The following is a 21,607-nucleotide window of genomic DNA, read 5'->3' as shown; positions in this document are numbered from 1 at the left end:
CTGCGGCATCCGCCAATTAAGTTTGGATGCTTTTCTCATGACAATTACAAAAAATACGCTGCTGGCGGTGGTCTCCTCCGTCACGGCTTTTTCTGGATGGGCGCAAGACAACACCACAGCCACGAATGGCGATAACCTGGTAGTGACCGCCAACCGCTTCCCGCAGCCGGTTTCTTCCGTATTGGCGCCGACCTCCGTCGTCACCCGTAACGATATCGATCGCTGGCAGGCCAAGAGCCTGACCGACGTGATGCGCCGTTTGCCGGGCGTGGACGTTGGCCAAAACGGCGGGTTGGGGCAAAAGAGCTCGCTGTTTATTCGCGGCACCAACTCCAGCCACGTGCTGGTGCTAATTGACGGCATTCGCCTTAATCAGGCGGGCGTCAGCGGCTCTTCCGATCTCAGCCAAATCCCGATTTCTCTGGTGCAGAAAGTCGAATACATTCGCGGCCCTCGTTCGGCGGTATACGGTTCCGACGCCATCGGCGGCGTAGTTAACATCATTACCACGCGTGAAAAGAACGGTACTACGCTCTCAGCCGGCGTCGGCTCCAACGGCTATCAATCCTATGACGCGTCGACTCAACAGCCGTTGGGCGACAGCACCGTGGCGACGGTGGCGGGTGACTACACCTACACCAAAGGGTATGACGTGGTGGCCTACGGCAGCACCGGCATGCAAAGCCAGCAGGATCGCGATGGCTTTATGAGTAAGTCGCTGTATGGTGCGCTTGAGCACCAGTTCAGCGAATCGGTCAGCGGTTTTGTGCGCGGGTATGGTTACGACAACCGCACGGCGTATGATAGTTATTATTCCTCACCGACCAGCCCTCTGCTGGATACGCGCAAACTGTATAGCCAAACCTGGGATACCGGATTGCGCTATAAAGAAGGCATTTACGCAACACAAGTGATTGGCAGCTACAGCCATAGCAAGGATTACGATTACGATCCTCGCCTCGGCATGCATGACAGCTCGGCCAGCCTGGTGGATTCCGAACAGTACAACCTGCAGTGGGGCAATACGCTGCAGGTTGGACAGGGTACCGTAAGCGCTGGCGTCGACTGGCAGCAACAGAAAATCAAACCGGATTCCACCACCGTGAAGGGTGAAAAAAGCCAACGTGATGCAGGCATCTATCTGACCGCGCAGCAACTGGTTGGCCCGGTAACGCTGGAAGGCGCGGTTCGAGGTGACGATCATTCCGAGTTTGGCTGGCATGGCACCTGGCAAACCAGCGCGGCCTGGGAATTCGTCGAGGGATACCGTTTTATCGCGTCGTATGGCACGGCGTTCAAAGCACCGAATATGAGCCAGCTATACGGCAACTTCGGTAACAACACCGATCTGAAACCGGAAGAAAGCAAGCAGTGGGAAGGTGGCTTTGAAGGGCTGACCGGCCCGGTGACCTGGCGCATCTCCGGTTATCGCAACGACATCGACAATTTGATCGATTCCACGGGGGAAACCAACTATGTCTATTACAACGTGGGTAAGGCGACCATCAAAGGGATTGAAGCTACGGCCTCGTTTGATACCGGCCCGTTGACGCATCAGATTGGTTATGACTATGTCGATCCTCGCAACGCCAAGACCAATGAAGTGCTGCTGCGGCGCGCCAAGCAGCAGGTGAAATATGAGCTGGACTGGCAGCTGTATGACTTTGACTGGGCGGTGACTTATCAATATCTGGGTCAACGTTATGACAAGGATTACAGTACCTATCCGGAACAAAGCGTTAAACTTGGCGGCGTGAGCCTGTGGGATCTCGCAGTTTCGTATCCGGTCACATCTCATCTGACAGTTCGTGGTAGAATTGCCAACCTGTTTGATAAAGATTATGAGACGGCCTATGGCTACGCTACTCCAGGAAGAGAATACTACCTCACTGGAAGCTATACCTTCTAACAGCACCGCCACACCTCGCCCGACGGTGCTGGTTTTCGATTCCGGCGTCGGCGGGCTGTCGGTGTATCAGGAGATTCGGCAGTTGCTGCCGGATCTCCACTATATATATGCGTTCGACAACGTGGCGTTCCCCTACGGCGAGAAGTCCGAAGAGTTTATCGTTGAGCGCGTGCTGGAGATTGTCGGCGCGGTGCAGCAGCGTCATCCTCTGGCGATTGTCGTCATTGCCTGCAACACCGCCAGCACCGTTTCCTTGCCGGCCTTGCGCGAGCGTTTCAGTTTCCCTGTCGTGGGCGTGGTGCCCGCCATCAAACCGGCGGCCCGTCTTACCGTCAACGGCATTGTCGGCCTGTTGGCGACCCGCGGCACCGTACAGCGCAGCTACACCCACGAACTGATTTCCCGTTTCGCCACCGACTGCAAGATTGAACTGCTGGGCTCTTCAGAGCTGGTGGAGCTGGCGGAGGCCAAGCTCCACGGCGAAGCCGTACCGCTGCCGGTGCTGAAGAAGATCCTGCATCCGTGGCTGAGCATGCGCGAGCCGCCGGATACGGTCGTTCTGGGCTGCACCCATTTCCCTCTTTTAGCTGAAGAGCTGATGCAGGTGTTGCCGGAAGGCACTCGGCTGGTGGATTCCGGCGCGGCGATTGCCCGTCGCACCGCTTGGCTCATCTCTACGCAGGAAAACCTGGTCTCGAGCCAGGAAGAGAATCTGGCGTATTGCATGGCGTTAAATGAAGATACTGACGCTTTATTGCCCGTTTTGCAGGGCTATGGCTTTAAATCGTTGAAAAAACTGCCGCTTTAACGGTGTTTTGGTCAAACATTCAACGGTTGGAAAAAATATTGAAAATAGGGGTTGCGGCCTGCCGAGAACTCCCTATAATGCGCCTCCACTGACCGGGAACAACGACTGACAAGCCGCCGGGTCAGCGAGAAGAAAGCGAAATAAACGCTTGACTCTCCGGGCGAAAAGCGTAGTATACGCAGCCCGCGCCGATGAGTTTCTCGGCACTGCTCTTTAACAATTTATCAGACAATCTGTGTGGGCACTCCACAAGACGATATCCAGCATCTTCGGATGCAAAAAAATATCAAGTCTTGAAGAGTGACTAACTGAAGTAAAATTCATGCAGTAAATCTTTGAGCATCGCTTCTCGAGTGGAAGCAAATCAAGCTTTTAATTGAAGAGTTTGATCATGGCTCAGATTGAACGCTGGCGGCAGGCTTAACACATGCAAGTCGAGCGGTAGCACAAGGGAGCTTGCTCCCTGGGTGACGAGCGGCGGACGGGTGAGTAATGTCTGGGAAACTGCCTGATGGAGGGGGATAACTACTGGAAACGGTAGCTAATACCGCATAACGTCGCAAGACCAAAGAGGGGGACCTTCGGGCCTCTTGCCATCAGATGTGCCCAGATGGGATTAGCTAGTAGGTGGGGTAATGGCTCACCTAGGCGACGATCCCTAGCTGGTCTGAGAGGATGACCAGCCACACTGGAACTGAGACACGGTCCAGACTCCTACGGGAGGCAGCAGTGGGGAATATTGCACAATGGGCGCAAGCCTGATGCAGCCATGCCGCGTGTGTGAAGAAGGCCTTCGGGTTGTAAAGCACTTTCAGCGAGGAGGAAGGTGGTGAGCTTAATACGTTCATCAATTGACGTTACTCGCAGAAGAAGCACCGGCTAACTCCGTGCCAGCAGCCGCGGTAATACGGAGGGTGCAAGCGTTAATCGGAATTACTGGGCGTAAAGCGCACGCAGGCGGTTTGTTAAGTCAGATGTGAAATCCCCGGGCTCAACCTGGGAACTGCATTTGAAACTGGCAAGCTAGAGTCTCGTAGAGGGGGGTAGAATTCCAGGTGTAGCGGTGAAATGCGTAGAGATCTGGAGGAATACCGGTGGCGAAGGCGGCCCCCTGGACGAAGACTGACGCTCAGGTGCGAAAGCGTGGGGAGCAAACAGGATTAGATACCCTGGTAGTCCACGCTGTAAACGATGTCGATTTGGAGGTTGTGCCCTTGAGGCGTGGCTTCCGGAGCTAACGCGTTAAATCGACCGCCTGGGGAGTACGGCCGCAAGGTTAAAACTCAAATGAATTGACGGGGGCCCGCACAAGCGGTGGAGCATGTGGTTTAATTCGATGCAACGCGAAGAACCTTACCTACTCTTGACATCCAGAGAACTTAGCAGAGATGCTTTGGTGCCTTCGGGAACTCTGAGACAGGTGCTGCATGGCTGTCGTCAGCTCGTGTTGTGAAATGTTGGGTTAAGTCCCGCAACGAGCGCAACCCTTATCCTTTGTTGCCAGCGGTTCGGCCGGGAACTCAAAGGAGACTGCCAGTGATAAACTGGAGGAAGGTGGGGATGACGTCAAGTCATCATGGCCCTTACGAGTAGGGCTACACACGTGCTACAATGGCGTATACAAAGAGAAGCGACCTCGCGAGAGCAAGCGGACCTCATAAAGTACGTCGTAGTCCGGATTGGAGTCTGCAACTCGACTCCATGAAGTCGGAATCGCTAGTAATCGTAGATCAGAATGCTACGGTGAATACGTTCCCGGGCCTTGTACACACCGCCCGTCACACCATGGGAGTGGGTTGCAAAAGAAGTAGGTAGCTTAACCTTCGGGAGGGCGCTTACCACTTTGTGATTCATGACTGGGGTGAAGTCGTAACAAGGTAACCGTAGGGGAACCTGCGGTTGGATCACCTCCTTACCTAAAGATATTAGTTCGAGTGGCGTGCTCACACAGATTGTCTGATAGAAAGTAACGAGCAGAAATACCTTTATAGGCTTGTAGCTCAGGTGGTTAGAGCGCACCCCTGATAAGGGTGAGGTCGGTGGTTCAAGTCCACTCAGGCCTACCACTTCTCGGAAGTGGAAAAGGTACTGCGCGTGACTGTATGGGGCTATAGCTCAGCTGGGAGAGCGCCTGCCTTGCACGCAGGAGGTCAGCGGTTCGATCCCGCTTAGCTCCACCATATAGTCCGGTATTTCAATACTTCAGAGTATATTGGCGACAGTATGCTGCGAAGTATTTTGCTCTTTAACAATCTGGAACAAGCTGAAAATTGAAACATGACGGCTGAAATTTATCCCTCCGTAGAAGTACCGGGATGAAGAGTAACCTGTCATAGAGTCTCTCAAATGTTTGCAGCGCGAACGATGGAAACATCTTCGGGTTGTGAGGTTAAGTGACTAAGCGTACACGGTGGATGCCTAGGCAGTCAGAGGCGATGAAGGGCGTGCTAATCTGCGAAAAGCGTCGGTAAGGTGATATGAACCGTTATAACCGGCGATACCCGAATGGGGAAACCCAGTGTGTTTCGACACACTATCATGTCATGAATACATAGTGGCATGAGGCGAACCGGGGGAACTGAAACATCTAAGTACCCCGAGGAAAAGAAATCAACCGAGATTCCCCCAGTAGCGGCGAGCGAACGGGGAGGAGCCCAGAACCTGAATCGGCTTGTGTGTTAGTGGAAGCGTCTGGAAAGTCGCGCAGCAAAGGGTGATAGCCCCGTACACTAAAATGCACAGGTCGTGAGTTCGATGAGTAGGGCGGGACACGTGACATCCTGTCTGAATATGGGGGGACCATCCTCCAAGGCTAAATACTCCTGACTGACCGATAGTGAACCAGTACCGTGAGGGAAAGGCGAAAAGAACCCCGGCGAGGGGAGTGAAATAGAACCTGAAACCGTGTACGTACAAGCAGTGGGAGCACCTTCGTGGTGTGACTGCGTACCTTTTGTATAATGGGTCAGCGACTTATATTTTGTAGCAAGGTTAACCGTATAGGGGAGCCGTAGGGAAACCGAGTCTTAACTGGGCGAATAGTTGCAAGGTATAGACCCGAAACCCGGTGATCTAGCCATGGGCAGGTTGAAGGTTGGGTAACACTAACTGGAGGACCGAACCGACTAATGTTGAAAAATTAGCGGATGACTTGTGGCTGGGGGTGAAAGGCCAATCAAACCGGGAGATAGCTGGTTCTCCCCGAAAGCTATTTAGGTAGCGCCTCGTGAACTCATCTTCGGGGGTAGAGCACTGTTTCGGCTAGGGGGCCATCCCGGCTTACCAAACCGATGCAAACTCCGAATACCGAAGAATGTTATCACGGGAGACACACGGCGGGTGCTAACGTCCGTCGTGAAGAGGGAAACAACCCAGACCGCCAGCTAAGGTCCCAAAGTCATGGTTAAGTGGGAAACGATGTGGGAAGGCATAGACAGCCAGGATGTTGGCTTAGAAGCAGCCATCATTTAAAGAAAGCGTAATAGCTCACTGGTCGAGTCGGCCTGCGCGGAAGATGTAACGGGGCTAAACCATGCACCGAAGCTGCGGCAGCGACGCTTAGGCGTTGTTGGGTAGGGGAGCGTTCTGTAAGCCGGTGAAGGTGGCCTGTGAGGGTTGCTGGAGGTATCAGAAGTGCGAATGCTGACATAAGTAACGATAAAGCGGGTGAAAAGCCCGCTCGCCGGAAGACCAAGGGTTCCTGTCCAACGTTAATCGGGGCAGGGTGAGTCGACCCCTAAGGCGAGGCTGAAAAGCGTAGTCGATGGGAAACAGGTTAATATTCCTGTACTTGGTGTTACTGCGAAGGGGGGACGGAGAAGGCTAGGCTAGCCGGGCGACGGTTGTCCCGGTTTAAGCGTGTAGGGGGTGTGACCTGGTAAATCCGGTTGCATACTAACCCTGAGGCGTGATGACGATGCACTACGGTGCAGAAGTAGTTGATGCCCTGCTTCCAGGAAAATCCTCTAAGCTCCAGGTAACATTAAATCGTACCCCAAACCGACACAGGTGGTCAGGTATAGAATACCAAGGCGCTTGAGAGAACTCGGGTGAAGGAACTAGGCAAAATGGTGCCGTAACTTCGGGAGAAGGCACGCTGGCATGTAGGTGAAGTCCCTCGCGGATGGAGCTGAAGCCAGTCGAAGATACCAGCTGGCTGCAACTGTTTAATAAAAACACAGCACTGTGCAAACACGAAAGTGGACGTATACGGTGTGACGCCTGCCCGGTGCTGGAAGGTTAATTGATGGGGTCAGCCGCAAGGCGAAGCTCTTGATCGAAGCCCCAGTAAACGGCGGCCGTAACTATAACGGTCCTAAGGTAGCGAAATTCCTTGTCGGGTAAGTTCCGACCTGCACGAATGGCGTAATGATGGCCAGGCTGTCTCCACCCGAGACTCAGTGAAATTGAACTCGCTGTGAAGATGCAGTGTACCCGCGGCAAGACGGAAAGACCCCGTGAACCTTTACTATAGCTTGACACTGAACATTGAGCCTTGATGTGTAGGATAGGTGGGAGGCTTTGAAGCGTGGACGCCAGTCTGCGTGGAGCCATCCTTGAAATACCACCCTTTAATGTTTGATGTTCTAACTCGGCCCCATAATCTGGGGTGAGGACAGTGTCTGGTGGGTAGTTTGACTGGGGCGGTCTCCTCCCAAAGAGTAACGGAGGAGCACGAAGGTTAGCTAATCACGGTCGGACATCGTGAGGTTAGTGCAAAGGCATAAGCTAGCTTGACTGCGAGAGTGACGGCTCGAGCAGGTACGAAAGTAGGTCTTAGTGATCCGGTGGTTCTGAATGGAAGGGCCATCGCTCAACGGATAAAAGGTACTCCGGGGATAACAGGCTGATACCGCCCAAGAGTTCATATCGACGGCGGTGTTTGGCACCTCGATGTCGGCTCATCACATCCTGGGGCTGAAGTAGGTCCCAAGGGTATGGCTGTTCGCCATTTAAAGTGGTACGCGAGCTGGGTTTAGAACGTCGTGAGACAGTTCGGTCCCTATCTGCCGTGGGCGTTGGAAGATTGAGAGGGGTTGCTCCTAGTACGAGAGGACCGGAGTGAACGCACCACTGGTGTTCGGGTTGTCATGCCAATGGCATTGCCCGGTAGCTAAGTGCGGAAAAGATAAGCGCTGAAAGCATCTAAGCGCGAAACTTGCCTCAAGATGAGTCTTCCCTGGGCCTTCAAGGCCCCTGAAGGAACGTTTAAGACTAAGACGTTGATAGGCTGGGTGTGTAAGTGCAGCGATGCATTGAGCTAACCAGTACTAATGATCCGTGAGGCTTAACCTTACAACACCGAAGGTGTTTTTAGAGAGATTTTCAGCGAAGTTCCGAGATTGGTTCTGATGGCGACACGAAAGTGAAGCGGTTGGAATGAAACAGAATTTGCCTGGCGGCAATAGCGCGGTGGTCCCACCTGACCCCATGCCGAACTCAGAAGTGAAACGCCGTAGCGCCGATGGTAGTGTGGGGTCTCCCCATGCGAGAGTAGGACACTGCCAGGCATCAAATAAACGTTATCAGTGTGACGACTGGTAATGCGCAAATCGCAGAACGCAGAACGCGATATTGCCGGCATCGAAAGATGCAACGTAAAAGAATCGGTGGAGCGGTAGTTCAGTTGGTTAGAATACCTGCCTGTCACGCAGGGGGTCGCGGGTTCGAGCCCCGTCCGTTCCGCCACTTATTTAATTATGCCTGCTTTTTTAGCAGGCATAATGTTAAGCGAGATTTAGGGGCGTAGCTCAGTTGGTAGAGCACCGGTCTCCAAAACCGGGTGTCGCGAGTTCGAGTCTCTCCGCCCCTGCCATATTAAGAACCCTTTGCGAAAGCAAAGGGTTTTTTTTCCTATTATCCCGATCCTTAGAGCGTTATCGTTTTGGAAAAGAGCGCAATTGCTCCATAGCCTTTCGATCTTTACCCCCGCAGACCTCCTGATTCTCCTACCATTTTGCATTTTCTTCTCTCAGAAGGCGATGGGCGGCTTTTGGCATGATAGACAGCCAAGACCACGGTGGCGGCTTTTAAGGCCGCCATGGCGCTTTAGGCTGCGGTATTTAAAGGTATTTTAAGTAATTGCCGAATCAAAGGTTGTTGATCGCTGTTTTGCAACCAGACGGCATACAGTGGGCGGATAATCGGCGGGATCTCGGTGGCGGCCACCAGCTGTGGGTACTCTTTTTCCCAATGGCTGGGCAGGAAAGCGCATCCGCCCGTGGTTTCCAACAGCTGACGCGTCAGGTGAGCGGAGGTGGTGGTAAGCACCGGTACGTTATCACCTTCCAACATGCGGTTTTCTTGTTGGTGGAAGTCGGCTCCCCATTCCAGCTTGATGTAGGGCATTGGGGCCTGTTTGTCACGATAAGCGGATGAGAACAGGCGTAATGAGAAATTGCTCAGTTGCTGGCTGGCCAACTCATCCATCTTCGGCGGTTCAGTGGTGATCAGTAAATCGAGCTGCCTTTCATGCAGTTGTTTTACCAAAGAGTGCCTTAATGCCACCCTGGCTTCTAGCTGCAGCGCCTCGCGTTGTTGATAGAGTGCTTGCAACCAGGGAGTCAGATAGGCCTCCCACAACGAAGCGGTAGCGCCGATCGACAACTCGGTGTGTTGCAGCGAACGCACGACTTCCTTCTTCGCCAACTGCCAGGTGTTCATCAGGCTCTCGGCATAGGGCAGAAGCCGCTCGCCGGCAGGCGTCAGGCGGATGTTATTGCGATGACGGGTAAATAAATTTGCGCCCAACTGGTTTTCTAGCTGACGGATGCGGAAACTGACCGCGGACTGCGTTAAGTACAAAGATTCTGCGGCTCTGCCAAAGTGACGCGTTCTACTGACCTCCAAAAAGGTTTTCAGTAATTCGGTATCCACACCTATCTCCAAAAAAATTTGTCGTTAAGATTTAAATGTTTTGTTTTACACGCTGTCAAGCCTATCTAATACTCCGCGCCATAAACAGCACGGCCATAAGAGAATTAGGAGCGTGTCAGATGGCGGATAGCTTCACCACGACCAATCGTTTTTTTGATAATAAACATTACCCTCGCGGGTTCTCCCGTCACGGCGATTTCACCATTAAAGAGGCGCAATTGCTAGAGCGCTTCGGCTACGCGTTTAACGAGTTGGACTCGGGTAAACGCCAGCCGGCCACTGAAGAAGAACAGCTGTTCGTCGCAGTGTGCCGCGGTGAGCGCGAAGCGGCTACCGAGCAGGAAAAAGTATGGGCTAAATATCTGGCGCGCACACGTCGCCCGAAGAAATTCCATACTCTGTCCGGCGGTAAACCGCAGGCTGACGCAGTAGAAGATTACAGCGACAGCGAAGACTAAAGACGATGGGGCCTGCGGGCCCCATTTTCATTCCAGACTGCGATGCAGTTGTAACAGCAGACGGTCCATACTGCGATAGCCCAGCGCTTCGCTGAGGTGGCGCCTGTCGAGCTCAGCATCTCCCGCCAAATCCGCCAGCGTGCGCGCCACTTTCAAGATGCGCTGCCAGGCGCGGACCGATAACCCCAGCGTGTTTAATGTCGCTTCCAAAAACTCGGCGTCTGCCGCCTGCAAAACGCAATCTCGTTCCACTTCACGGTTGCTCAACAGCGCGTTGACTTTACCGGCGCGTTCGAGCTGCCGGGCGCGTGCCTGCTGCACCCTTTTCCGTACTTGTTCGCTGCTTTCTCCATGGGCTTTCCGATGACTGAGCGTACCCGGCGGCAACAACGGCACTTCGATAGACAGATCGAAACGGTCGAGAAAAGGCCCTGACAGCCGGGCCAGATAGCGCAACACCTGCTGCGGTGAGGCGCGATTGTGCAACCCCTGATAATGCCCTGTCGGACTGGGGTTCATTGCCGCGATCAGTTGCACCCTGGCGGGGAAACAGACCTTGGCGTTGGCACGTGAAATCACGATCTCGCCGGATTCCAACGGCTCACGCAGCGCATCCAGTACCTTACGCTCGAATTCCGGCAGTTCATCCAGAAACAGCACGCCGTTATGCGCCATCGAGATCTCGCCCGGTCGCGGCAGTGAGCCGCCGCCGACCAATGCCGCCATCGAGGCGCTGTGGTGCGGCGCGCGAAACGGCCTCTGGCGCCATGGTAGCGCGGCGGGAATGTGATGCTGCAAGCTGGCGATCGCCAGGCTTTCCAGCGCCTCAGCCTCCGTCAGCGGCGGCAGCAAGCTCGTGAGACGGCTGGCCAGCATGGTTTTACCGGTGCCCGGTGGCCCAATCAACAGCAGGTTATGCCCGCCGGCGGCGGCGATCTCTAATGCCCGCTTGGCCTGTTCCTGACCGATGATGTCGCGCAGGTCGGCGTTTTCGCACGCGTTGTCCGCATCGGGGGGCGTGGCCGCTACCGGCAGTTCGCCTTGGCCGAGCAAAAAAGCGCAGACTTCCAGCAGGTGTTGGGCGGTATGGGAGCGCGACTGCGCGATCAGGCCGACTTCGGCGGCGTTGTCCATCGAGAGGATCAGTTGCCGCCCGGCATCAGCCGCCGCCAGTGCCGCCGGGATGGCACCTCTGACCGCGCGCAGTGAGCCAGACAGCGCGAGCTCGCCAAGAAACTCGTAGCGCGCCAACGGCGCGAGGGGCAATTGCTCGGAGGCGGCGAGGATCGCCAGCGCTATCGGCAGATCGTAACGCCCGCCTTCTTTTGGCAGATCGGCGGGCGCCAAATTGACGGTGATGCGCCGGGCGGGAAAGGTGAAACCGCTGTTGATCAGGGCGCTGCGCACCCGATCGCGCGCCTCTTTTACCGTGGTTTCCGGCAGGCCGACCAGCGTCAGGCCGGGCAGGCCATTGCTGATATGCACCTCCACCGTTACGGAAGGGGCCTGAACGCCGATGATGGCGCGGCTATAGATTAACGCCAGTGACATATCGCTCTCCTTGCTGAGGACGACATGATGCGAGGTTCATCCAGGCATTGCGCGGCGTTATTGGTAGTTTTTCTATGGGTTTCGCAGCGTAATTGCTCATTTTCATCGAAGTAAAGAGATTGTGCGAGCCGCCTCGCAACCTGCGGCAATACCCATTAACAATTCGCTGAAGGCTGCAACACATTAGCGGCCCATACGCATTGCAATCATAGGGTTAACGGGTGTATTTAACAATTGATTAAAAGAAAAATCACTTCTTTAACAAGCTCCGACCGCCGCCGCATTCTGCCCGGCAGCCGCTAAACCTCCTGACTTCGTACTCTACGGTAGGGATAACACTATGTTTGGTTGGACCCCGCTGCAACGCAACGCGGCAATCGCCAGCTTTTCAAGCTGGACGCTCGACGCTTTCGATTTTTTCGTGCTGGTATTCTTACTCAGCGACATCGCGCAATCCTTTCACGTCGGTCTGGAACAGGTCACGTTGGCGATTCTGCTCACGCTGGCGGTGCGCCCGATTGGCGCGCTGATCTTCGGGCGTGCGGCGGAAAAGTATGGCCGCAAACCGATCCTGATGTTGAATATCGTCTTTTTCTCGGTGTTTGAGCTGCTCTCCGCCGCCGCGCCCTCGCTGACGGTCTTCTTGCTGTTGCGGGTGTTGTACGGTATCGCGATGGGCGGCATCTGGGGCGTGGCGTCGTCGTTGGCGATGGAAACCATACCGGACCGCTCACGCGGCCTGATGTCGGGTATTTTCCAGGCCGGCTATCCGTTTGGTTATCTGCTGGCGGCGGTGGTGTACGGCTTGCTGTTCGAAACGGTCGGCTGGCGCGGCATGTTCGTCATCGGCGCGGCGCCGATCCTGCTGCTGCCGTTTATTTATTATTGCGTGCAGGAGTCGCCGGTGTGGCTGGCGGCGCGTGAACGCAAAGAGAGCACCGCCTTGCTGCCGGTGTTGAAGAGCCACTGGAAGCTGTGCTGCTATCTGGTGCTGCTGATGGCGGCGTTCAATTTCTTCTCCCACGGCACGCAGGATCTGTATCCGGTGTTTCTGAAAGTTCAGCACGGTTTCGACCCTAAAACCGTCAGTATCATCGCCATTAGCTACAATATCGCGTCAATTATCGGCGGTGTTTTCTTCGGTTCGTTGTCGGAAAAGATCGGCCGCAAAAAAGCGATCATCATTGCCGCGCTGCTGGCGCTGCCGGTGATCCCGCTGTGGGCGTTTTCCAGCGGTTCGCTGATGTTGGGGATCGGCGCTTTCCTGATGCAGTTCATGGTGCAGGGCGCCTGGGGCGTGGTGCCGACCTACCTGACCGAGTTGGTGCCGGCCAATACCCGCGCGGTGCTGCCGGGGTTTGTGTACCAACTGGGTAACCTGATCGCTTCGGTCAACGCCACGCTGCAAGCCACCATCGCCGAGCATCATGGGCATAATTACGGCCTGGCGATGGCGATCGTCGCCGGTACGGTGGCGGTGGCGATCGCCCTGTTGGTGTTCTTCGGCAAGGATACGCGCGGCAAGGCGATCACCGACGCGGTAGAAAATCCGGGTATGCGCGCCAACGTGTGAAAGAGGGGCGATTCGCGTGAGGTATGACCAGATTGCGCCGAATAATAACGCAAAAAAAGTGTTGTCATGCCGCGCGCGACTATGATACCTCTGTAAGCATTAGTTCTGAATGAGCACAGTGAACAAACCCATTATGAAAGCCTTTGCCCAAGTGATTAGCCTAGTCGTGATTAGCGTGGTGGTGATTATTATCCCACCGTGCGGGGCTGCACTTGGACGAAGAAAGGCTTAGCAAACAAGCCGGAATCGCAAGAGAACCCCCGCACCGTCAGGTCCGGGGGTTTTTTATTGGCAAGAGAAAAGTGGAGCAAGGGGCAGAACATGAAAAACAGAACAAAATCCTGCAGTTGTCGAAGTAAGGCGGGGAAATAACCATGAATGGCGCTCAGTGGGTAGTTCAAGCGTTGCGTGCGCAGGGGGTGGATACCGTATTCGGCTATCCGGGCGGGGCAATCATGCCGGTGTACGATGCGTTGTATGACGGCGGCGTGGAACACCTGCTGTGCCGCCATGAACAGGGCGCCGCCATGGCCGCCATCGGCTACGCCCGCGCCACCGGCAAAGTCGGCGTTTGCATCGCCACTTCCGGCCCCGGCGCCACCAACCTGATCACCGGCCTGGCTGATGCGCTGCTCGATTCTGTTCCCGTTGTCGCCATCACCGGTCAGGTGGGTTCCGCGCTGATCGGCACCGATGCCTTTCAGGAGATCGATGTTCTCGGCCTGTCTCTGGCCTGCACCAAGCACAGCTTCCTGGTGGAGTCGCTGGACGCCTTGCCGGGCATCATGGCGGAAGCGTTCGCCATCGCCGCCGGCGGCCGTCCCGGTCCGGTGCTGATCGATATCCCGAAAGACATCCAGCTGGCGCAGGGCGACTTGCACCCGCATCTGATGCCGGTCGACGAAGCGCCGGCGTTCCCGGCGGCGGCGTTGGCCGAGGCGGCTGAGCTGCTGGCGCAGGCGCATAAACCGATGCTGTACGTCGGCGGCGGCGTGGGCATGGCGCAGGCGGTGCCGGCGCTGCGCGAGTTCATCGCCGTGACCCGCATGCCGAACGTCGCCACCCTGAAGGGGCTGGGCGCGCCGGATGCGCAAGATCCGCTGTACCTCGGCATGCTGGGCATGCACGGCACCAAGGCCGCTAACCTGGCGGTGCAGGAGTGCGATTTGCTGATCGCCGTCGGCGCGCGTTTCGATGACCGCGTGACCGGCAAACTGAACGCCTTCGCGCCGCACGCCAAAGTGATCCACATGGATATCGACCCGGCGGAAATGAGCAAGCTGCGCCAGGCGCATGTGGCCCTGCAGGGCGATTTGAAAACGTTGCTGCCGGCGTTGCAGCGCCCGCTGAACATCGCCGCCTGGCAGCAGCAGGTGACGGCGCTGAAAGCCGAGCACGCCTGCCGCTACGATCACCCCGGCCAGCCGATCTACGCGCCGCTGTTCTTGCGCCAGCTGTCCGCCCGCAAGCCGGCCAACAGCGTGGTGACCACCGACGTCGGTCAGCACCAGATGTGGAGCGCGCAACACATGACGTTCGAGCGCCCGGAGAATTTCATCACCTCCAGCGGTCTCGGCACCATGGGGTTCGGCGTGCCGGCGGCGGTAGGGGCCCAAATTGCCCGCCCGCAAGATACGGTGATCTGCGTCTCGGGCGATGGTTCCTTCATGATGAACGTGCAGGAACTGGGCACTATCAAGCGCAAACAGCTGCCGCTGAAGATCGTGCTGCTGGACAACCAGCGTCTCGGGATGGTGCGCCAATGGCAGCAGCTGTTCTTCGACGGCCGCTACAGCGAAACCAACCTGTCCGATAACCCCGATTTCCTGATGCTGGCCGCCGCCTTCGGCATTCCCGGCCAGCGCATCAGCCGCAAGGATCAGGTGGAGGGCGCGCTCGAGGCGCTGTTCAACACCGAAGGCCCTTATCTGCTGCAGGTCTCTATCGACGAACTCGAAAACGTCTGGCCGCTGGTGCCGCCGGGCGCCGGTAACGAAACCATGTTGGAGGAAATATCATGATGCAGCATCAACTCTCGATCCAGGCGCGTTTTCGCCCCGAAATGTTAGAGCGCGTATTGCGGGTCGTGCGTCATCGCGGCTTTCAGGTTTGTGCTATGAATATGGTTTCCCCGGCCAACGCCGACAGCATCAATATCGAATTGACCGTTGCCAGCCCGCGCCCGGTCGCCCTGTTGTCATCTCAATTAAGCAAACTGATGGACGTCTCCTGCGTCGAGATCCAGCAGCCAACATCACAACAAATACGCGCCTGAGGCGCCGAGAAGGATAAATAACAATGACAAAGAAAGCCGATTACATTTGGTTCAATGGTGAGATGGTTCCTTGGGCCGAGGCCAAAGTGCACGTGATGTCGCACGCGTTGCATTACGGCACGTCGGTGTTTGAAGGGGTGCGCTGCTACGACTCGCACTTGGGGCCGGTGGTATTCCGTCATCGCGAGCATATGCAGCGCCTGCACGATTCGGCGAAAATCTACCGCATGCCGGTGTCGCAAAGCGTCGACGAGCTGATGGAAGCTTGCCGCGCTACGCTGCGCAAGAACAACCTGGTCAGCGCGTACATTCGCCCGCTGGTGTTCGTCGGCGATGTCGGCATGGGCGTCAACCCGCCGGCCGGTTATAAAACGGACGTGATTATCGCGGCGTTTCCTTGGGGCGCTTACCTGGGTGAAGAAGCGCTGGATCAAGGCATCGATGCGATGGTCTCCTCCTGGCACCGCGTCGCACCAAACACGATCCCCACTGCGGCCAAGGCCGGCGGCAATTATCTTTCCTCCCTGCTGGTGGGCAGCGAAGCGCGTCGCCACGGCTATCAGGAAGGCATTGCGCTCGACGTGCACGGTTACATTTCCGAAGGGGCGGGCGAAAACCTGTTTGAAGTGAAAGACGGCGTGCTCTATACCCCGCCATTCACCTCTTCGGCGCTGCCGGGCATTACCCGCGACGCGATCATCAAGCTGGCGAAAGACATGGGCTTCGAGGTGCGCGAGCAGGTGCTGTCGCGCGAATCGCTGTACCTGGCCGATGAGGTGTTCATGTCCGGCACCGCGGCGGAGATCACGCCGGTGCGCAGCGTGGACGGCATTCAGGTCGGCATCGGCAAATGCGGCCCGGTGACCAAACAGATCCAACAGGCGTTCTTCGGCCTGTTCAGCGGCAAGACCGAAGACAAATACGGTTGGCTGGATCCGGTCAATCCGTAACGATAAGGTTCGCCGCGCAGCGTGGCGGACGACAAGACAGACAAGATAAGAATATCCAGGCGGTTCGTTCGCCGCCTGTCATAAATACATTTGGAGTGAAAAGAGCATGCCTAAGTACCGTTCCGCCACCACCACCCACGGCCGCAATATGGCGGGTGCCCGCGCATTGTGGCGCGCGACCGGGATGACCGACGCCGATTTCGGCAAGCCAATCATCGCCGTGGTCAACTCCTTTACCCAGTTCGTGCCTGGCCATGTGCATCTGCGCGATCTGGGCAAACTGGTCGCCGAACAGATCGAAGCCTCCGGCGGCGTGGCCAAAGAGTTCAACACCATTGCGGTGGATGACGGCATCGCCATGGGCCACGGCGGCATGCTCTATTCCCTGCCGTCGCGCGAGCTGATCGCCGACTCGGTCGAATACATGGTGAACGCCCACTGCGCCGATGCGATGGTGTGCATCTCCAACTGTGACAAGATCACCCCGGGCATGCTGATGGCGGCGTTGCGCCTGAATATTCCGGTGATCTTCGTCTCCGGCGGTCCGATGGAAGCCGGCAAGACCAAACTCTCCAACCAGATCATCAAGCTGGATCTGGTGGACGCGATGATCCAGGGCGCGAACCCGAACGTCAGCGACGCCGACAGCGAGCAGATCGAGCGTTCCGCCTGCCCGACCTGCGGCTCTTGCTCCGGCATGTTCACCGCCAACTCAATGAACTGCCTGACCGAAGCGCTGGGCCTGTCGCAGCCGGGCAACGGTTCGCTGCTGGCCACCCACGCCGATCGCAAGGAACTGTTCCTCAACGCCGGCAAGCGCATCGTCGAGCTGACCAAACGCTATTACGAGCAGGACGACGAGAGCGCGCTGCCGCGCAATATCGCCAACAAGGCGGCATTTGAAAACGCCATGACGCTGGACATCGCCATGGGCGGCTCGACCAACACCGTGCTGCACCTGCTGGCTTCGGCGCAGGAAGGCGAGGTGGACTTCACCATGGAGGACATCGATCGCCTGTCGCGCAAAGTGCCGCACCTGTGCAAGGTGGCACCGAGCACGCAGAAATATCACATGGAAGACGTGCACCGCGCCGGCGGCGTGATCGGCATCCTCGGCGAGCTGGATCGCGCCGGCTTGCTGAACCGCGAGGTGAACAACGTATTGGGGCTGACCCTGCCGCAGACGCTGGAAGCCTACGACGTGATGCTGACCCGCGACGAAAGCGTCAAGAAAATGTACTCCGCCGGGCCGGCCGGTATCCGCACCACGCAGGCATTCTCTCAGGATTGCCGTTGGGATTCGCTGGACACCGACCGCAAGGAAGGCTGCATCCGCACCCGTGAGCACGCCTACAGTCAGGACGGCGGGTTGGCGGTGCTGTACGGCAACCTGGCGGAAAACGGCTGCATCGTCAAAACCGCCGGCGTCGACAAGGAAATCCTCACCTTCCGCGGCCCGGCCAAAGTGTATGAAAGCCAGGACGACGCGGTAGAAGCGATCCTCGGCGGTAAAGTGGTAGCGGGCGACGTAGTGGTGATTCGCTACGAAGGGCCGAAAGGCGGGCCGGGCATGCAGGAAATGCTTTACCCAACCACCTACCTGAAATCGATGGGACTGGGCAAGGCGTGCGCGCTGATCACCGACGGGCGTTTCTCCGGCGGCACCTCCGGGTTGTCCATCGGCCACGCTTCGCCGGAAGCGGCCAGCGGCGGCCTGATCGCCCTGGTGCAGGACGGCGACATGATCGCGATCGACATTCCTCATCGCGGCATCCAGCTGGATGTCAGCGAGCAGGAGTTGGCGGCGCGGCATGAGGCGGAACTGGCGCGCGGCGACGCGGCCTGGACGCCGAAAAATCGTGAACGCCAGGTGTCCTTCGCGCTGCGCGCCTACGCCTCGTTGGCCACCAGCGCCGACAAAGGCGCGGTGCGCGACAAGAGCAAACTGGGGGGATAAGCAGCATGGCGGTCTCTCAACCCCTACCCAGCGCCCCCTGCGGCGCGGAATATCTGCGAGCGGTACTGCGCTCGCCGGTCTACGAGGTGGCGCAGGTCACCCCGTTGCAGGCCATGAGCAAAATCTCTTCGCGCCTCGGCAACACCATTTTGGTGAAGCGCGAAGATCGCCAACCGGTGCACAGCTTCAAGCTGCGCGGGGCCTATGCGATGATCGCCGGGCTGGACGAAGAGCAGAAGGCGCGCGGCGTCGTGACGGCTTCGGCCGGCAACCACGCGCAGGGCGTCGCCTTCTCCGGTAAACGGCTGGGCATCAAAACGCTGATCGTGATGCCGGTGTCCACCGCGGACATCAAGGTGGATGCGGTGCGCGGTTTCGGCGGCGAAGTGTTGCTGCACGGCGCCAATTTCGACGAGGCCAAGGCAAAGGCGATTGAACTTTCCCAACAGCAGGGCATGACCTTCGTGCCGCCGTTCGATCACCCGACGGTGATCGCCGGGCAGGGCACGCTGGCGATGGAGCTGCTGCAGCAAGACGCGCATCTGGATCGGGTCTTCGTGCCGGTCGGCGGCGGCGGCCTGGCCGCCGGGGTGGCGGTGCTGATCAAACAGCTGATGCCGCAGATCAAAGTGATCGGCGTCGAAGCGGAAGACTCCGCCTGCCTGCGCGCGGCGCTGGATGCCGGCCATCCGGTGGATCTGGCGCGCGTCGGGCTGTTCGCCGAAGGCGTGGCGGTGAAACGCATCGGCGACGAAACCTTCCGCCTGTGCCGTGAGTATCTGGACGACGTGATCACCGTGGACAGCGACGCCATCTGCGCGGCGGTCAAAGATCTGTTCGAGGACGTGCGCGCCATCGCCGAACCTTCCGGCGCGCTGGCGCTGGCGGGGCTGAAAAAGTACGTCCAGCAGCACAACATTCAGGGCGAGCGTCTGGCGCACGTGCTGTCCGGCGCCAACCTCAACTTCCATGGGCTGCGCTACGTTTCCGAGCGCTGCGAACTGGGCGAACAACGCGAAGCGCTGCTGGCGGTGACCATTCCGGAACAACAGGGCAGCTTCCTCAAGTTCTGCCAACTGCTGGGCGGGCGCTCGGTGACCGAATTCAACTACCGCTACGCCGATGCCGACAACGCCTGCATTTTCGTCGGCGTGCGTCTGACGCGCGGCCACGCCGAACGACGGGAGATCATCGACGAACTCAACGCCGGCGGTTATCAGGTGGTGGATCTGTCGGACGATGAGATGGCCAAGCTGCACGTGCGCTACATGGTGGGCGGGCGTCCGTCGAAGCCGCTGCGCGAACGGCTGTACAGCTTTGAGTTTCCGGAGTCGCCGGGCGCGCTGCTGAAGTTCCTGCAAACGCTGGGCACGCACTGGAACATCTCGTTGTTCCACTATCGCAGCCACGGCACCGACTTCGGCCGGGTGCTGGCGGCCTTTGAACTGGCGCAAAGCGAGCCGGAATTCGAGCGGCACCTGCAGGCGCTGGGCTACGATTGCCACGACGAAACCGACAACCCGGCGTTCCGCTTCTTTTTGCAGGGGTGAGCCGGATTGATAAGCAACCGTGACGCGTTAGTCAGTTTATAGGTTGCATGGTTGTGATTTTGTCGTGCATTTTTATACTGCCAAGACTTCTGACGTATAGGGATGCACGACAATGAAAACCGCTTTTTCTACGCCGTTCGGTTCTCCCGAAGACGATTTGACCAACGCCGAATTTGCCCGCTTGTTGGGCAATGCCGGGGTACAAGAGTTCTATCGCGATATTAATCTGCAAGCCTTGCAGGACTCGCTGGACTGCAGCCTCGCTTTTCATGGCGTGGGAATTATTTTTTCCGACGGGCAAAACTCATTTTTAGTCCGCCCGACGCAGCACACCGGTTATTCGAACGCTTCGCAGGTCACCCACGTGGTCATCAGCAAAACGGTGGCTCATACCTCGCGCGTTGCCGCGACCAATACGCTGTCGGAAGCGTTGAGCAAACCCAGCGTCAGCAAAGAGTTGGCCTCGGCCGCGCTGTCGTGCGGAACGCTGCTGGTATCGGTATTTTTACTGGCGTCGGGCAGCGTCGCCGTGCCGTTTACCGGCGGCACCAGCTCAGCGGTGGCTTATCTGGGCTATGCCGGCATGGCCGCCAGCGCGCTGCAGTGCGGCAATGGGCTATACCGCGTCAACAAGCTTTATGACGGAAAAGGCGATGAATTGGCTCAGCTCGACTCTGAGCAGTGGTATATCGCCACCAGCACCGTACTCGATGTGATCTCGCTGGCCAGCGCGGGGGCCGCCCTGAAGGAAGCGACGATGACCTACCGCGCCATGCGCCGCATTTCGGCGCGCAAGGCGACGGAATGGCTGAAAAGCATGCCCCGCAGCGAAAGGAAGCGGCTGACCGAAAACATCATTCGGGCGGAAAACCCGGGGATTTCCAATAACGTCTTGAAAGAGATGGTGAAGAACGGCTTATACCCGAAGCGTTATCCGACGGAAGCGATCCAAAACGGGCTGCGTCAGCAACTGCATTCGGCGCTCAATAACTCATTGACGTTCGTGGGCAGCGGCATCAGCGGCACCCTGTCTGCGCCGGTGAATGTGAAAACCACCGGGCAGTATTTTGTGGGCATTATGCAGAAATTGCCGCAGATGGTGAGGTAATGGCGGATTGGATGATTAAACGCCTGATCGTGCAGGGCCGGGAGATGGAAAGCCAAATCGCGGCGCGCGATCGTGCGCTTTTCGCCGGCGTGGATGCGCAGCTTGAGCAGCATTTCCTGACGCCGGGCCAGCGGCTGTCACCGCCGGGCGTCGGCAATGTCATGTTGCTGATGGTATGCCTGACGCTGGGGCTGGCGGGCGTGATGGGCCTGGCCACGGACGTGGCGGCCGCCTGGAGCGGCAAGACTTCTGCCGCCGTTCTAATGGGCAGCGGCGCGATCGTGGCGGTGTGGATGACGCTGATCCTGTTCCAACTGGTGCAGGGTAAAAACAGCGGGGTGGTATTGCTGCAATATTACCTTGGCATGCTCGGTCTGTGTTGCCTCGGCGCCGCGGCGGCGTGGGCGGCGGGCATGACCGGCATCGCCACCGGCGCCCTGCTGCTGGGGGGCGCGGTTGGCGGGGCGCTGTTCAGCAACCGGGCGGCGTTCTACCTGTATGTCGCTTATTTCCGCACGCGTCGGCGCGTGTTTATCAAACGCCGTTGGCAGAGGGAAGATCTGCGCAACACCCGATAAACCGTCAGAACGGA

At 57.6% G+C, this 21,607-nt stretch carries 14 protein-coding genes, 4 tRNA genes and 3 rRNA genes; 19 read left to right on the top strand and 2 right to left on the bottom strand.

All coding sequences use genetic code 11. From position 1 onward, the window contains the following. Positions 1–37: 37 nt before the first annotated feature. The 9 genes from btuB to IT763_RS22460 all read left to right on the top strand — a co-directional run bounded on the left by btuB (position 38) and on the right by IT763_RS22460 (position 8,532). Positions 38–1,909 carry a TonB-dependent vitamin B12 receptor BtuB gene (gene btuB, locus IT763_RS22500; RefSeq protein WP_016929730.1) on the top strand — a complete coding sequence of 624 codons (1,872 nt, stop codon included), beginning with the start codon at positions 38–40 and terminating at the stop codon, positions 1,907–1,909. Beyond that, positions 1,854–2,717, top strand: a complete 864-nt coding sequence (gene murI / locus IT763_RS22495) for a glutamate racemase (RefSeq protein WP_025921004.1) — start codon at positions 1,854–1,856, stop codon at positions 2,715–2,717. The genes btuB and murI overlap by 56 nt, the downstream gene beginning before the upstream one ends. Before the next feature lie 373 nt (positions 2,718–3,090). After that, positions 3,091–4,632 (top strand): 16S ribosomal RNA (locus IT763_RS22490). Between the two features lie 74 nt (positions 4,633–4,706). Further along, positions 4,707–4,783: transfer RNA gene (locus tag IT763_RS22485), tRNA-Ile, on the top strand. 38 nt (positions 4,784–4,821) lie between these two features. Continuing rightward, a tRNA-Ala gene (locus IT763_RS22480) sits at positions 4,822–4,897 on the top strand. A 207-nt stretch (positions 4,898–5,104) separates the two neighbouring features. Further along, positions 5,105–8,012 (top strand): 23S ribosomal RNA (locus tag IT763_RS22475). Between the two features lie 99 nt (positions 8,013–8,111). After that, positions 8,112–8,227: ribosomal RNA gene (gene rrf / locus IT763_RS22470) — 5S ribosomal RNA — on the top strand. Together the 16S, 23S and 5S rRNA genes with 4 tRNA genes alongside form the textbook arrangement of a ribosomal RNA operon. 101 nt (positions 8,228–8,328) lie before the next feature. Next, positions 8,329–8,405, top strand: a tRNA-Asp gene (locus tag IT763_RS22465). Between the two features lie 51 nt (positions 8,406–8,456). After that, positions 8,457–8,532, top strand: a tRNA-Trp gene (locus IT763_RS22460). 233 nt (positions 8,533–8,765) lie between these two features. On the opposite strand, the gene hdfR is transcribed toward IT763_RS22460, so the two are convergent. Then, positions 8,766–9,593, bottom strand: a complete 828-nt coding sequence (gene hdfR, locus IT763_RS22455; RefSeq protein ID WP_028128092.1) for an HTH-type transcriptional regulator HdfR — start codon at positions 9,591–9,593, stop codon at positions 8,766–8,768. Positions 9,594–9,712: 119 nt separating this feature from the next. Here hdfR and IT763_RS22450 point away from each other — a divergent pair, with 119 nt between their 5' ends. After that, the gene (locus IT763_RS22450; protein WP_004929946.1) at positions 9,713–10,051 is read left to right on the top strand and encodes a DUF413 domain-containing protein; all 339 of its coding nucleotides are present in this window, start codon (positions 9,713–9,715) and stop codon (positions 10,049–10,051) included. 27 nt (positions 10,052–10,078) lie between these two features. Here the strand turns inward: IT763_RS22450 and IT763_RS22445 are convergent, their stop codons facing one another. Beyond that, on the bottom strand, positions 10,079–11,602 hold the full coding sequence (locus IT763_RS22445; protein WP_206195028.1) for a YifB family Mg chelatase-like AAA ATPase: 1,524 nt from the start codon (positions 11,600–11,602) through the stop codon (positions 10,079–10,081). Between the two features lie 340 nt (positions 11,603–11,942). Between IT763_RS22445 and IT763_RS22440 the strand changes: the two genes are divergently transcribed. The 9 genes from IT763_RS22440 (at position 11,943) to IT763_RS22400 (ending at position 21,593) form a co-directional block, all read left to right on the top strand. Beyond that, on the top strand, positions 11,943–13,175 hold the full coding sequence (locus tag IT763_RS22440) for an MFS transporter (protein ID WP_049300868.1): 1,233 nt from the start codon (positions 11,943–11,945) through the stop codon (positions 13,173–13,175). 133 nt (positions 13,176–13,308) lie between these two features. Further along, complete coding sequence (ilvL, locus tag IT763_RS22435; RefSeq protein ID WP_013814970.1) at positions 13,309–13,407, top strand: ilv operon leader peptide; 99 nt, start codon at positions 13,309–13,311, stop codon at positions 13,405–13,407. 142 nt (positions 13,408–13,549) lie between these two features. Beyond that, entirely contained in the window at positions 13,550–15,196 is a 1,647-nt protein-coding gene (gene ilvG / locus IT763_RS22430) for an acetolactate synthase 2 catalytic subunit (protein ID WP_033639153.1), read from the top strand. After that, positions 15,193–15,450, top strand: coding sequence for an acetolactate synthase 2 small subunit (gene ilvM / locus IT763_RS22425; protein WP_004929955.1), 258 nt, complete (start codon positions 15,193–15,195; stop codon positions 15,448–15,450). Before ilvG ends, ilvM begins: the two co-directional genes overlap by 4 nt. Before the next feature lie 23 nt (positions 15,451–15,473). Continuing rightward, entirely contained in the window at positions 15,474–16,400 is a 927-nt protein-coding gene (locus IT763_RS22420) for a branched-chain amino acid transaminase (protein WP_016930475.1), read from the top strand. A 106-nt stretch (positions 16,401–16,506) separates the two neighbouring features. After that, positions 16,507–18,357, top strand: a complete 1,851-nt coding sequence (gene ilvD / locus IT763_RS22415; protein WP_033645377.1) for a dihydroxy-acid dehydratase — start codon at positions 16,507–16,509, stop codon at positions 18,355–18,357. 5 nt (positions 18,358–18,362) lie between these two features. Then, a complete protein-coding gene (gene ilvA / locus IT763_RS22410) occupies positions 18,363–19,907 on the top strand; it encodes a threonine ammonia-lyase, biosynthetic (protein ID WP_016930473.1) in 1,545 nt (514 codons plus the stop codon). 112 nt (positions 19,908–20,019) lie between these two features. Then, a complete protein-coding gene (locus tag IT763_RS22405; RefSeq protein ID WP_016930472.1) occupies positions 20,020–21,015 on the top strand; it encodes a hypothetical protein in 996 nt (331 codons plus the stop codon). Then, positions 21,015–21,593, top strand: a complete 579-nt coding sequence (locus tag IT763_RS22400; RefSeq protein WP_016930471.1) for a hypothetical protein — start codon at positions 21,015–21,017, stop codon at positions 21,591–21,593. The genes IT763_RS22405 and IT763_RS22400 overlap by 1 nt, the downstream gene beginning before the upstream one ends. The last annotated feature ends 14 nt before the right edge of the window (positions 21,594–21,607 follow it).

Origin of the sequence: Serratia sp. CMO1 (assembly GCF_015689115.1) — a bacterium.
GTDB lineage: Bacteria > Pseudomonadota > Gammaproteobacteria > Enterobacterales > Enterobacteriaceae > Serratia > Serratia marcescens.
This window is presented reverse-complemented; position numbering and strand designations above follow the sequence as displayed.